General features: G+C 58.0%; 12 protein-coding genes. 8 read left to right on the top strand and 4 right to left on the bottom strand.

The window, feature by feature from the left end:
- Nucleotides 1–446: 446 nt before the first annotated feature.
- From RQ738_RS11365 to aroE, 5 genes are all read left to right on the top strand, one after another.
- Nucleotides 447–605 carry a hypothetical protein gene (locus RQ738_RS11365; protein WP_314165332.1) on the top strand — a complete coding sequence of 53 codons (159 nt, stop codon included), beginning with the start codon at nt 447–449 and terminating at the stop codon, nt 603–605.
- A gap of 68 nt (nt 606–673) precedes the next feature.
- Nucleotides 674–1,690, top strand: coding sequence for a porphobilinogen synthase (gene hemB, locus RQ738_RS11360; RefSeq protein WP_314165331.1), 1,017 nt, complete (start codon nt 674–676; stop codon nt 1,688–1,690).
- A gap of 166 nt (nt 1,691–1,856) precedes the next feature.
- Complete coding sequence (locus RQ738_RS11355) at nt 1,857–2,534, top strand: TIGR00153 family protein (RefSeq protein ID WP_314165330.1); 678 nt, start codon at nt 1,857–1,859, stop codon at nt 2,532–2,534.
- 71 nt (nt 2,535–2,605) lie between these two features.
- Nucleotides 2,606–3,808: an anion permease gene (locus RQ738_RS11350; RefSeq protein ID WP_314165333.1), complete on the top strand. Its 1,203-nt coding sequence runs from the start codon at nt 2,606–2,608 to the stop codon at nt 3,806–3,808.
- A 2-nt stretch (nt 3,809–3,810) separates the two neighbouring features.
- Nucleotides 3,811–4,632, top strand: coding sequence for a shikimate dehydrogenase (gene aroE, locus RQ738_RS11345; protein ID WP_314165328.1), 822 nt, complete (start codon nt 3,811–3,813; stop codon nt 4,630–4,632).
- On the opposite strand, the gene RQ738_RS11340 is transcribed toward aroE, so the two are convergent.
- From RQ738_RS11340 to RQ738_RS11325, 4 genes are all read right to left on the bottom strand, one after another.
- Entirely contained in the window at nt 4,624–5,010 is a 387-nt protein-coding gene (locus tag RQ738_RS11340; RefSeq protein WP_314165327.1) for an RNA-binding protein, read from the bottom strand. The two genes, aroE and RQ738_RS11340, sit on opposite strands and share 9 nt — an antisense overlap.
- 110 nt (nt 5,011–5,120) lie before the next feature.
- Nucleotides 5,121–5,657 (bottom strand): gamma carbonic anhydrase family protein, encoded by a 537-nt coding sequence (locus RQ738_RS11335; RefSeq protein ID WP_409929547.1) that lies wholly within the window; start codon nt 5,655–5,657, stop codon nt 5,121–5,123.
- A 7-nt stretch (nt 5,658–5,664) separates the two neighbouring features.
- Nucleotides 5,665–7,014: a glutathione-disulfide reductase gene (gene gorA / locus RQ738_RS11330; RefSeq protein WP_314165325.1), complete on the bottom strand. Its 1,350-nt coding sequence runs from the start codon at nt 7,012–7,014 to the stop codon at nt 5,665–5,667.
- Nucleotides 7,015–7,324: 310 nt separating this feature from the next.
- The gene (locus RQ738_RS11325) at nt 7,325–8,323 is read right to left on the bottom strand and encodes a serine/threonine protein kinase (RefSeq protein ID WP_314165324.1); all 999 of its coding nucleotides are present in this window, start codon (nt 8,321–8,323) and stop codon (nt 7,325–7,327) included.
- A gap of 111 nt (nt 8,324–8,434) precedes the next feature.
- Here RQ738_RS11325 and prlC point away from each other — a divergent pair, with 111 nt between their 5' ends.
- Genes prlC through ubiD form a run of 3 tightly spaced genes read left to right on the top strand, consistent with a single transcriptional unit; the run spans nt 8,435 to nt 12,808 of the window.
- Nucleotides 8,435–10,474, top strand: coding sequence for an oligopeptidase A (gene prlC, locus RQ738_RS11320; protein ID WP_314165323.1), 2,040 nt, complete (start codon nt 8,435–8,437; stop codon nt 10,472–10,474).
- Nucleotides 10,475–10,504: 30 nt separating this feature from the next.
- Nucleotides 10,505–11,323 carry a TIGR04211 family SH3 domain-containing protein gene (locus RQ738_RS11315; RefSeq protein WP_314165322.1) on the top strand — a complete coding sequence of 273 codons (819 nt, stop codon included), beginning with the start codon at nt 10,505–10,507 and terminating at the stop codon, nt 11,321–11,323.
- A 6-nt stretch (nt 11,324–11,329) separates the two neighbouring features.
- On the top strand, nt 11,330–12,808 hold the full coding sequence (gene ubiD, locus RQ738_RS11310; RefSeq protein ID WP_314165320.1) for a 4-hydroxy-3-polyprenylbenzoate decarboxylase: 1,479 nt from the start codon (nt 11,330–11,332) through the stop codon (nt 12,806–12,808).
- The last annotated feature ends 98 nt before the right edge of the window (nt 12,809–12,906 follow it).

Genomic DNA, 12,906 nt, shown 5'->3' with positions numbered 1-12,906 from the left:
TGCGCATCTATCAACCTGTTTACCCTATTTATCCGAAACTTACCGATTGTCAGGCTTATGTTAACGGGACAGCAGTGTTTTCCTATAAATAAGTCTAGCACCAGAGCATGCCGCTTGCCTCTCATTTCAGGCCAGCCCGCGACGAGCCGGTGACAAGAATTCACCAGACGGCAAAGCCCGGTAACGGCATGACCGCATACCGGGCCAGCCCGCCGAGACCAGTCTGTCCTGGCTGGAAACAGGCCCCGGCTGCACAAATCAGGGTCAGCGGGGCAGGCTATTGGCGATCAACCTGGAAATGGCCATTTTCCGTAAGCCTTTATGGTTATTGGTATTTATTCGTTTTGTGACCGCAGTCGCAGGGGAAGTGCCAAGTAGTGCCCGCCGTCCGGTGTACTTTAGAGAAGATAATAGTGTTGTCCTTATCTCTATGTGGAGCCGCTACCATGCTCATCAAAATTGCTTTCCTTATTGCCCTCCTACTGCTCGGCAACCAGGCGCTGACATGGCTCATGGCTGTCGATCTGCCCCTGCTTCGCGAGGTCTCCACCTCGATATTCATCGCCCTGCTCCTGCAACCCCTGGTCATGCACCAGTTCCGCTAGACAACCATGTTTGACTAAATACCCGTCTCGGGTACGATCCCCTGATAACTCAAAAGAAGGGGATCACAGTGAGCACACCTGATACCGGCCATGGCCGTTTTCCACAGGCACGTATGCGGCGTATGCGGCGCGATGATTTTTCACGCCGCCTCATGCGCGAAAACACGCTCACGGTCGATGACCTCATCTATCCTATGTTCGTCCTCGAAGGCGAAGGGCAGCGCGAACCGGTCGCCAGCATGCCCGGCATCGAGCGGCTCAGTATCGACGAGCTTCTGAAAGAAGCCGCTGAGCTCGTTGCCCTCGGCATCCCGGCCGTGGCCCTGTTTCCAGTCACGCCACCGGAGGCGAAGTCCGAGGATGCCCGCGAGGCCTACAACCCGGAAGGCCTGGCACAACGGGCCGTGCGCGCCCTCAAGGAGAAGTACCCCGAACTGGGCGTCATTACCGACGTGGCCCTCGACCCCTTCACCACGCACGGGCAGGATGGCCTGATTGATGCCAGTGGTTACGTCCTCAACGACGAGACCGTTGATGTCCTCGTGCAACAGGCCCTCTCCCATGCCGACGCCGGCGCGGATGTGGTGGCCCCCTCTGACATGATGGACGGCCGGGTCGGCCGGATCCGCGAGGCGCTCGAGGCCGAAAATCATATCCACACCCGTATCCTCGCCTATTCCGCCAAGTATGCCTCCAGCTATTACGGCCCGTTCCGTGACGCTGTCGGTTCGGCCGCCAGCCTGGGGACGGGTAACAAGTTCAGTTACCAGATGGACCCGGCCAATTCCGATGAGGCATTATGGGAGGTGGGTCTCGACCTCGACGAAGGTGCCGACATGATCATGATTAAACCCGGTATGCCCTACCTGGATATCGTTCGTCGGGTGAAGGATCAATTTGGTGCACCAACCTATGTCTACCAGGTCAGTGGCGAATACGCCATGCACATGGCCGCCGCCCAAAACGGCTGGCTCGATGAGCGTGCCGTGGCCATGGAGTCCCTGCTCGCCTGCAAGCGCGCCGGTGCCGATGGCATCCTCACCTATTTTGCCAAACGAGCCGCACAGTGGCTGCGCGAGGCCTGAGGCCTATACGCCCCGGCATTGCCTTCATAAAAATGTCATAAACTGTTTGCAATGAGGATCGCAGTCGCTATACTGCGCGCCAAAATAGAAGCCCTGATATTAACGCTGGCACTGATAGCAGTGCCGGGAACCAGTACCGAAAAGCGGTACCCAGAGGACACCCACCATGGCCAGATCAACGATCTCCAGTCTGTTCGGAAGCTCTCCAGTCAAACCCTTGCAAACCCATATGGCCAGCGTGCAGGAATGCATCGCTGAACTCGTGCCGTTCTTCGAGGCCGTCATACAGGAAGACTGGAAAAAGGCCCGTACACAACAGAAAAAAATCGCCAGGCTCGAGGGCCAGGCCGACAAGCTCAAACGCGAATTACGCATGCACCTGCCCAAGAGCCTGTTCATGCCGGTTTCCCGTCGTGACCTGCTTGAGGTCCTGACCATGCAGGACAAGATCGCCAACAAGGCCAAGGACATAGCCGGCCTGATTATCGGCCGCAAGATCGTCCTCCCTGAAGCCCTCCATGACGCCTTTATGGAATATGTCGGCCGCTGTATTGAGGCCTCGGCCCAGGCCCAGACGGCTATTAACGAACTCGATGAACTCATGGAAACCGGCTTTGGCGGCAAGGAATTATCGCTGCTGGAATCCATGATCAAAAAGCTTGATGCCATCGAAAGTGAAACCGACAAAATACAGGTCAAGATCCGTTCAGCCGTCTTTGCCAAAGAAAAAGAAATGGATCCTGTTGAGGTGATGTTCCTCTACAAGGTCATCGACTGGGTTGGTGACCTCGCGGATCTGGCACAGCGTGTCGGTAGTCGTTTTGAATTGATGCTCGCACGCTAGTAAAGGGGTTAAACGTGACTTTAGAATTCGGTATTACCTTTATTGCCCTGGCCTGTGCCTTTGGCTTCTTTATGGCCTGGGGTGTCGGTGCCAACGACGTCGCCAACGCCATGGGCACCTCGGTTGGCTCCAAGGCGGTCACCATCAAGCAGGCGATTATTATCGCCGCTATTTTTGAATTTGCCGGCGCCTACCTTGCCGGTGGTCAGGTTACCTCCACCATCCGCAAAGGCATGCTCGATGCCAACCTGCTGGCAGGGCAGCCCGAACTCCTGATCTTCGGCATGCTGGCCTCACTGCTTGCTGCCGGCATCTGGTTACTGATTGCCTCCCGCGCCGGCTGGCCGGTCTCCACCACTCACTCGATTGTAGGGGCGATCGTCGGCTTCGCTGCCGTCGGTATCGGCATCGACGCCGTGCAGTGGGGCAAGGTCGGCAAGATCGCCATGAGCTGGATCATCTCTCCCGCCATGGCTGGCATTATCGGCTACTGGTTGTTCGTCAGCGTGCAGCGCCTGATCCTGAATACCGATGAGCCGTTGCAGAACGCCAGGCGGTATGTGCCGTTCTATATCTTCCTGGTGGGTTTCGTTATCGCCCTGGTGACCATGTTCAAAGGTCTCAAGCACATCGGCCTCGAATTCAGTACCCTGCAAAACTATACTATCGCGCTCGTAATCGGTTTCCTTTCCATGGTTATCGGCATCATCGCCATACGCCGCCTTCGCTTTGACCCCGCGGCAGACCGGGACTTCCACTTTACCAATGTTGAGAAGATCTTCAGCGTCCTGATGATCTTTACCGCCTGTGCCATGGCCTTCGCGCACGGCTCCAACGATGTCGCCAATGCCGTCGGCCCGCTTGCCGCCGTGGTCAGTATTGTTGAAAACAATGGCGCGGTTGCACAGAAATCAGCATTGCCGGTCTGGATACTGCTTCTCGGTGGCACCGGCATCATCATCGGTCTGATCACCTATGGTCACAAGGTCATCGCCACTGTCGGTACAGGTATTACCCAGCTGACGCCAAGCCGCGGTTTTGCCGCGACCCTGGCGGCGGCAGTGACCGTGGTGATTGCCTCCGGCACCGGCCTGCCGATCTCCACCACGCATACACTGGTCGGCGGTATTCTCGGTGTCGGGCTGGCCCGCGGCATGGATGCCCTGAACATGAATGTCGTGCGCGCCATCTTCCTCTCCTGGATTGTTACCCTGCCCGCCGGGGCCGTTCTTTCCATCCTGTTCTTCTATACCCTGAAGGGCATCTTCACCTGACCATGACCGATCACTATGCCGTCATGGGCAACCCCGTCGCCCACAGTAAATCGCCGCGTATCCACGCGGCGTTCGCATCCCAGACACAACAGGACCTGGACTACACGGCCATCCTGGTCGAGACCGGCAAGCTTGCCGAGGCCGTCGCGGATTTTCGTTTACGCGGCGGACGCGGCCTGAACATCACCGTGCCCTTCAAGACCGATGCCTTTGCCCTGGCCGACCAGCACAGCGAGCGCGCACTCAAGGCCGAGGCGGCAAATACGCTGGTCTTGAACAAGGATGGCAGTATCTTTGCTGACAACACCGATGGCGCGGGACTGGTCCGTGACCTGACGCATAATCATGGCCTGTCCCTGCAGGGCAAGCGCCTGCTCGTCCTCGGTGCCGGCGGGGCGGTACAGGGTGTACTCCTGCCCCTGCTCATGGAAAACCCGGCGCAGCTGGTGATTGCCAACCGGACTGCCGAAAAGGCCGCGATGCTGGCAGGAAAATTTGCCGATGCCGGCAATGTCACCGGTGGCGGCTTCGAGTTGCTGGCCGGTGAGACGTTTGATCTGATTATCAACGGCACCGCCGCCAGCCTGAAGGGCGAGGTGCCGGCAATTCCGGAGAGCGTACTGGTCAGGGGTGGTGTCTGTTACGACATGATGTATAGCGACGAGCCGACCGCCTTTGTGCGCTGGGGCAACGAGCACGGCGCCAGCCAGTCACTGGATGGCCTGGGGATGCTGGTCGAGCAGGCGGCCGAATCATTCTACCTCTGGCGGGGCGTGCAACCGGAGACGGCCACGGTGATTCAACTACTGCGCGAATCAGCCTAGCGTAAATACCGCCTTGCCTTCGCTGGCGATACGCCGTCCCGGTATCAGTACGCCACGACGATCCTGCATTCGACGCTCTGTCTTGTCCCAGTCCTGCTCACGCCAGTTCAGTGCGCGGCGTTCATTGCTGTAATTACGATGGGTAAACGGCCTGACCGAGATACGCCGGTCTCTAAACAGCATGCCATTGAAACGCTTGATAAGCTGCCGCCCCAGACCTTCCAGCTCAAGAGTGACCAGGCCATAACGCCGCGCCTTGTCGTGGTCACCTTCACGATTGATTATCCTGAAACTGGCCTGCTCACCCGTGACCTGAAAGAACTTGCGTAAATCGTAATCATCGACATCGTCGGGGATATTGCCGATATAGATTTCCATGGCTTGCCTCCATTGTTATTTTTTCATATTGCCATGACGGATCGGGAAAGCAATTTAAATGTTGACCAATGGTCCGGTTTTCCGGACAAACCGGCAGCAAACCGGCTATTTCACCCCGCCTGGTAGCGGTTTTTCAGTACCACGTAATGGGCTGCGGAGTATTCCAGCCAGGCGAGTTCACTGTCCCTGAGTCGGCGCACCTTCCGCGCCGGGCTGCCCAGGTAAAGATTGCCGCCCTCCAGCACCTTGCCCGGTGAGACCAGGCTGTTGGCGCCGAGCATGACCTTGTCTTCGAGAATGGCGCCGTCGAGGACGGTCGCTCCCATGCCAACCAGGCAATAATCCCCAATCGTGCAGGCATGCAGGATGACCCGGTGCCCGACAGTGACGCCCTCGCCAATATGCAGCGGATAGCCACCGGGAGCATGTTCGCTGTCGTGCGTCACATGCAGCACCGAACCGTCCTGGATATTGGTTTTGGCACCAATGCGGATGCTGTTTACATCGCCGCGGACCACGCTCGTCGGCCACACCGAAACGTCATCGCCAATCTCGACATCACCGATAACCACGGCTGTTTCGTCGATAAAGGCGCTGGCCGCGATCTGCGGGCGATGTTTTTCAAAGTCGCGTATTGTCATGGGCATCCCGTGCCTAGCGCATGGTCACGAGTTCTTCGGCACTGCTCGGGTGAATCGCGACCGTGTCATCGAGATCCTGCTTGGTCGCACCCATGCGCAGCGCTACGGCAAAGCCCTGCAGCATTTCATCGGCACCGAGACCAATGATGTGAATACCCACCACCTTTTCCTGTGCGCCGACACAGACAAGCTTGAGCGCGGTCTGCGTCTTGTGTTCGGTCAGGGCATGGTACATCGGCGTAAAGCGTGACGTGTAGACCTTCACGGCGTCGCCGTGTTCGGCGCGGGCCTCATCTTCACTCAGACCCACGGTGCCGATCGGTGGGTGGCTGAAGACCACAGTGGGGATGTTTGTATAATCGAGCCTGCGATCAGACTGATGATTAAACACGCGATCCGCAAGCCGCCGCGCCGCCCCGATCGCGACCGGGGTCAGGGCCGCGCGGCCGGTCACATCACCGACCGCGTAGACACCGGCCACATTGGTATTCTGAAACTCGTCGGTCGGGATATAACCGGCCTTGTCAATCTCCACGCCGGTCACGGCCAGGTTCAGGTCGCCAATATTCGGTTCACGGCCGATGGCCCACAGCACGCTATCGAAACCGGTCAGGGTATGGCCGCCACTGCAACTCAGGGTCAGGCTGCCGTCGTCGGCCTTCTCGACCTGTTCGATCTCCATGCTCGACATGATGTTGATGCCGGCATTCACCATCTCCTCCATCAACACTTCGCGCAGCATCGGGTCAAAGTTCCCGAGCACATGTTCACGCCGGATGATCAGGCTGACCTCGGTACCAAGTGCGCGCATCAGGCCGGCGATCTCAACGGCGATATAGCCGGAGCCGACAACGGCCATGCGTTTCGGTTGCTCCTTGAGGGCAAAGAAGCCGTCCGAGGTAATCCCCAGTTCGGCACCCGGCATGGCCGGCACACTCGGCCGTGTGCCCGGCGCGATGACAATATGCTCGGCCGTGTACTGTTCCCCGTTCACCTCGACCGTATGCGCATCGATAAAGCGGGCGGTGCCTACAATCTCATCGATGTTCGAGTCGGCCAGGAAGGTGTGATACCAGTCATTAATGCCCTGGATATACCCCTCGCGGCCCTCGACCAGCCGGCCCCAGTCCAGCGCGCCACTCTGCGCGGCGAAACCATAACCCTGCGCGTCTTCCACGGCATGCGCGAGCATGCCTGCATACCACATGACCTTTTTCGGCACGCAACCGACGTTGACGCAGGTGCCGCCCATCGGTCCGCTTTCAATCACCGCGCATTTCGCGCCGTACTTCGCCGCCCGCTCCGCTGCCGACAGACCACCGGAACCGCCGCCGATGGCAATAAGATCATATTGTTTGCTCATTTGTTGTACCTGTTTTGCTGTGTCGTGAAGAAGGGTGATTCTAGCAAGCTGACTAATATATTGTTATATTGGCATATAATAACCTTGTGAACCACAGGTGATATTGATCAAAATCAATTTTTTCCACGGGCGGTCGCGCTAGCATGATCCCGATTTCCATACACAGAAGATAAGGAGAAATTGGCATGATGTTACAGGCAGGCGATTCCAAAGCACTCGGTAATGTAGGCAAGGCCGTCATCATTCTCGTGACCTTGATGTTTGCCCTGATCTGGCTGGCCAACGCCATCAGCTAGTCCGGCCAGCAGCGTTAATCCCACACCAGCCGCGGCTCATCGAGCAGGGCGAACTGTTCACGCAAGGCGAGGATCTGTTGCTCCCAGTATTGCTGGCTGTTGAACCAGGGAAAATTCCGCGGGAACGCCGGGTCTTCCCAGCGGCGCCCCAGCCATGCCGAGTAATACAGCATGCGCAGGGTGCGCAACGCCTCGACGAGGTGCAATTCGCGCGGATTGAAATCGCAGAACTCCGTATAACCCTCGAGTAAATCACCGATCTGCATGGTCATCTCGGCGCGTGAACCATTCAAAAGCATCCACAGGTCCTGAATGGCCGGCCCAGTCCGGCAGTCATCAAGATCGACAAAGTGCGGACCGGTCTCCGTCCACAGCACATTGCTCGGGTGGCAGTCACCGTGCAGGCGAATCTGGTCAACCTCGCCGGCCCGTTGGAAACAGGCCTCGATCACCGGCAGGATATCCTCAACCAGGCTGCGATAGGCGAGGTTCAGCTCCGCTGGCAAAAAGCCCTTTTCGAGCAGAAACTGGTACGATTCGTGACCATAACTCTCTATCGTGATCGTCGGCCGGTGCCGGAAAGGCCGGATGCGGCCAATCGCATGAATCCGGCCGATAAAGCGCCCCAGGATCTCGTAATCCTTGCCGCCGCTCAATTCCGGCATGCGCCCGCCCTGGCAGGGGAAGACAGTAAAACGGTGCCCGGCATGGTGGAACAGCGTCTCGCCATTGTCATCACGGAGCGGGGCGACGACGGGCACCTCGGCCTCGGCCAGTTCGAGGGCAAAGGCGTGCTCCTCGAGAATGGCCTCGTCCGACCAGCGGCCGGGGCGGTAAAACTTCACCACCACAGGTGCCGCTTCCTCGATGCCCAGGCGATAAACCCGATTTTCGTAACTGTTCAGCGCCAGCATGCTGCCGTTCGGCCACAGGCCAAAGAGCTCTACCGCGTCGAGAATCGTGTCCGGGCCGAGGTTGTAAAAGCCCTGCTCCTCTGTATGGTTGTTGTCCATGCTTGTAATTCCTGCTGACGGCTATATATAAGGTGTGCATAATAGATTAATTAAACGGCGCTTGCTGCCGCCAACTTGTGTTCACCGCAAATTAAAGGATTCTTTGTTCGTATGCCCAATCCCCTGCTCGAAATGAAAGGTCTGCCGCCGTTCTCGCAAATCAAACCCGAACATGTCGAACCGGCCATTGATCAGCTGCTGGCCGAGAACCGCCGGCGCATCAACGATCTGCTCGCCGCGAACGCCGTTTACACCTGGGACAACCTGGCCGCGCCGATCGAGGCAATGGAAGAACAACTCAGCCGCACCTGGTCGCCTGTCAGTCACCTGAACTCGGTGATGAACTCGGATGCCCTGCGCGAGGCCTATAACAAGTGCCTGCCGAAGCTGAGCGAATACGGCACCGAGATGGGCCAGAACGAGGCGCTGTTCCGTGCCTACCAGCAGCTCGCCGGCAGTGAGGAATACAGCCGGCTCGATACCGCGCGGCAAAAGATCATCGACAACGCGTTGCGTGATTTTCATCTTTCCGGCATCGCGCTTGACGACGCCGACAAGGCCCGCTTCAAAAAACTGAAGCAGGAACTCTCGACCCTGACCTCAAAGTTTGAAGAAAACGTCCTCGATGCCACCCACGGCTGGGAAAAATATATCGAGAGCGAGGCGCAACTGGCCGGGCTGCCGGAATCCGCCATCGCCCTGGCGCGCCAGAATGCCAGGCAAGCCGGCAAGGCCGGCTGGTTATTTACGCTCGAGTTCCCGTCCTATTATCCCATCATGACCTATGCCGATGATGCAGCACTGCGTGAAGAGATGTACCAGGCCTACGTCACGCGCGCCTCCGCGCACGGCCCAAATGCCGGCAAGTGGGATAACGCCGCGAACATGCAGAAGATCCTCAAGCGCCGCCACCAGGTCGCGCAACTACTCGGTTACAAAAATTACGCCGAACGCTCCCTGGCCACCAAGATGGCAAGCAACCCCGATGCCGTCCTCGGCTTTCTCAATGACCTCGCCGAACGCTCGGTTAGCATGGCGCGCGCGGAATTTTCTGAACTGCAGGAATTTGCCAAGGCCGAATTCGGCGTCGACCGGCTGAATGCCTGGGACATCGCTTACCACAGTGAAAAACTGCGTCAGCAGCGTTACGCCATTACCCAGGAAGAGGTGAAACCCTACTTCCCGGAAGACCGCGCCCTCGAAGGGCTGTTTATTGTTATCAACAAGCTCTATGGCATGCAGGTCAGTGAACGTCACGATGTCGATACCTGGCACCAGGATGTCCGCTTTTTCGAAATTTACGACAGCCAGAATGAACTCCGTGGCCAGTTTTACCTTGACCTGTACGCGCGTAACAAGAAGCGCGGCGGGGCCTGGATGGACGAGTGCATCGTGCGCCGCCGTCACGAGGCCGGCGTGCAGACACCGGTTGCCTACCTGACCTGCAACTTCTCGCCGCCGGTTGGCGATAACCCGGCGCTGTTCACCCATGATGAAGTCATTACCCTCTTCCATGAGTTCGGCCATGGCCTGCAACACATGCTGACCCGCATAGACTATGCCGGCGTCGCCGGGATCAACGGCGTCGAATGGGATGCCGTGGAGCTGCCCAGCCAGTTCATGGAGAACTGGTGCTGGCAGCGCGAGGCGCTCAACCTGTTTGCCCGCCACTACCAGACCGGTGAGATCATGCCGGAGGACCTGTTCAACCGCATGAATGCAGCGAAGAACTTCCAGTCCGGTATGCAGATGGTGCGCCAGCTCGAGTTTTCCCTGTTCGATTTCCGCCTCCACCTCGAGTACAGCACCGAGGTCGAAACCGATATCGACAAACTGCTGAACGAGGTGCGTGAACAGGTGGCCGTATTTTCCCCGCCGGAATACAACAGCTTTGCGAACAGCTTCACGCATATCTTCGCCGGTGGCTATGCCGCCGGTTATTACAGTTACAAGTGGGCGGAGGTATTATCCAGTGATGCCTTTTCTGCCTTTGAAGAAAGCGGTATCTTTGACCGCGATACCGGCTTGCGCTTCCTGCACAGTGTCCTCGAACAGGGCGGCTCACGTGAGGCCATGGATCTGTTTGTTGAATTCCGTGGGCGTGAACCGGACATTGATGCCTTGCTACGCCATACCGGTATCGCTGCTTAAAATAAAATAAATAACAAGTCGGGGTAAGGCATGAAAAGAATAAAATGGGTTGCCTTTTTTAGTGCGCTGCTGCCAGCACTGACAGCGCAGGCGCAAACCTATTACATCACGGACAAGGTCCTGGTCGGTGTTTACGAACAGGCCAACGTCGAGAGCACGTTGTTAACCACCCTGCCTACCGGTACACCGCTGGAGCTTCTCGACCGCCTGGATAATTTCGTCAAGGTACGCGGCCCTGACGGTTCCACTGGCTGGATCGAGAAAGCCTACATGATCGAACACAAGCCGGCACAGCTGGTGGTGCTCGAACTCACTGACAAGCAGCAGCAGGCGAATGAACAACTGGCCCTTGCCCAGGCCGAATTACGTGCCGTGCAAGAACAGATGGAAAAACTCAAACGTGCCGATAACAGCGCCGATGAAATCGAGGAGCTCAGTCGGCAACGCAAGGAGCTCGGCGTCCAGCTCGACCGCCTGCGCAACCAGCTCGGTGATGAAAAGAAAAAGCTCGCCGCGGCCAATACCAATATCGCCGCGCTAAAGCAACAAGTCGCAAAGCTGCAGCAGTCAGCACCGCCTGCCGACGACGATACCTTGCAGGCATTCAATGCTGACAGTGAGCGCCTGCTGGCCGAAAATCGCAACCTGCTGGCCACCCTCAAACGCGTTCGAGATGCGCTGGCCTTGCCACCCGCACAGCCAGCCGGGGTAGTCAAAGACGGCGGCATCCAGATCAAGATGACCTGGCTCTGGATCGGTATCCTTATGCTAATCGTTATCGGCTTCGTTGCTGGCATGAAGTGGCTGGACTGGCGGAATCTGCGACGCCACGGCGGCTTCCGTATTTAAGTGTCTATGAAATATAAAGACCTCCGCGACTTTATCCGCCTGCTTGAGGCACGCGGTGAGCTTGTGCGCATCACGCAGGAGATTGACCCGCATCTCGAGATGACCGAGATCTGTGACCGCACCCTGCGCGCCGCCGGCCCGGCCCTGTTGTTTGAAAATCCAAAAGGCTCAAGCATCCCGGTGCTTGGCAACCTGTTCGGTACCCCCGAGCGCGTCGCCCTCGGCATGGGCGAGGAATCGGTCAGCGCCCTGCGCGAAGTCGGCAAGCTGCTGGCCATGCTCAAGGAGCCCGAGCCGCCCAAGGGCATGAAAGACGCGTTTAGCAAGCTGCCTGTCTTCAAGCAGGTGCTGAACATGTCACCAAAGGTTCTGGGCAAGGGCGCCTGCCAGGCAGAAGTCATCGAGGGCGAGGACGTCGATCTCTCGCAACTGCCGATCCAGACCTGCTGGCCGGGCGATGCCGGCCCGTTGATCACCTGGGGGCTCGTAGTCACGAAGGGCCCGGACAAGGAACGCCAGAATCTCGGTATCTATCGTCAGCAGGTGATCGGCAGAAACCGGGTCATCATGCGCTGGCTGGCACACCGTGGCGGCGCACTCGACCTGCGCGACTGGCAGACCAAACACCCCGGCGAGCCGTTCCCGATCGCCGTCGCCCTCGGCGCCGATCCGGCGACCATCCTCGGGGCGGTCACCCCGGTGCCGGACAGCCTCTCCGAATATGCCTTCGCCGGCCTGCTGCGCGGCGGCAAGACCGAGGTCGTCAAATGCATCGGCTCCGGGCTGCAGGTCCCGGCGAGCGCCGAATTCGTGCTGGAAGGCCACATTCACCCGGATGACATGGCCGAAGAGGGGCCATTCGGCGACCACACCGGCTATTACAACGAGGTCGACAGCTTCCCGGTCTTCACCATCGACCGCATTACTCATCGCCAGGACCCGATCTACCACAGCACCTATACCGGCCGGCCGCCCGATGAACCGGCCGTACTCGGCGTCGCCCTGAACGAGGTCTTTGTACCCATCCTGCAAAAGCAGTTTCCGGAGATCACCGACTTCTACCTGCCGCCGGAGGGCTGCTCCTATCGCATGGCCTGCGTGAGCATGAAGAAACAATACCCCGGCCACGCCAAGCGCGTCATGCTCGGTGTCTGGTCGTTTCTGCGCCAGTTCATGTATACAAAATTCGTGATCGTCACCGATGATGACGTTAACGTGCGCGATTGGAACGATGTCATCTGGGCCATGACGACGCGTATGGACCCGGCGCGCGACACCACCATTATCGACAATACCCCGATTGACTACCTCGACTTTGCCTCACCCGTGTCCGGTCTAGGCTCCAAGATGGGCTTCGACGCCACCAACAAGTGGCCCGGCGAAACCACGCGCGAGTGGGGCCGGCCTATCGTCATGGATGAGGCGGTAAAAGGACGTATTGATGATATCTGGGCGGAACTTAAGATTGATATAATGGCCAAATAACTTCAGGGACACTACTAGAATAATAGGCTCTTCGGAAAAATTAGTGGGTAAAAATATAGCGAATTTGGAGCAATAGAGATAGTTTTCTGGAAATTGGA

It is taken from the genome of Sulfuriflexus sp., from assembly GCF_032250955.1.
GTDB lineage: Bacteria > Pseudomonadota > Gammaproteobacteria > AKS1 > AKS1 > Sulfuriflexus.
Note: the sequence above shows the minus strand (reverse complement) of the source record. Positions and strands in the feature narration are given on the sequence as shown.

What these genes read in the sequence shown, in the direction of transcription:
- RQ738_RS11340 (WP_314165327.1), bottom strand. Translation starts at nt 5,010, where the DNA reads ATGGAAATCTATATCGGCAATATCCCCGACGATGTCGATGATTACGAT.
- RQ738_RS11325 (WP_314165324.1), bottom strand. Translation starts at nt 8,323, where the DNA reads ATGGACAACAACCATACAGAGGAGCAGGGCTTTTACAACCTCGGCCCG.
- RQ738_RS11335 (WP_409929547.1), bottom strand. Translation starts at nt 5,657, where the DNA reads ATGCCCATGACAATACGCGACTTTGAAAAACATCGCCCGCAGATCGCG.
- gorA (WP_314165325.1), bottom strand. Translation starts at nt 7,014, where the DNA reads ATGAGCAAACAATATGATCTTATTGCCATCGGCGGCGGTTCCGGTGGT.
- RQ738_RS11315 (WP_314165322.1), top strand. Translation starts at nt 10,505, where the DNA reads ATGAAAAGAATAAAATGGGTTGCCTTTTTTAGTGCGCTGCTGCCAGCA.
- aroE (WP_314165328.1), top strand. Translation starts at nt 3,811, where the DNA reads ATGACCGATCACTATGCCGTCATGGGCAACCCCGTCGCCCACAGTAAA.
- RQ738_RS11365 (WP_314165332.1), top strand. Translation starts at nt 447, where the DNA reads ATGCTCATCAAAATTGCTTTCCTTATTGCCCTCCTACTGCTCGGCAAC.
- prlC (WP_314165323.1), top strand. Translation starts at nt 8,435, where the DNA reads ATGCCCAATCCCCTGCTCGAAATGAAAGGTCTGCCGCCGTTCTCGCAA.
- ubiD (WP_314165320.1), top strand. Translation starts at nt 11,330, where the DNA reads ATGAAATATAAAGACCTCCGCGACTTTATCCGCCTGCTTGAGGCACGC.
- RQ738_RS11355 (WP_314165330.1), top strand. Translation starts at nt 1,857, where the DNA reads ATGGCCAGATCAACGATCTCCAGTCTGTTCGGAAGCTCTCCAGTCAAA.
- RQ738_RS11350 (WP_314165333.1), top strand. Translation starts at nt 2,606, where the DNA reads ATGGCCTGGGGTGTCGGTGCCAACGACGTCGCCAACGCCATGGGCACC.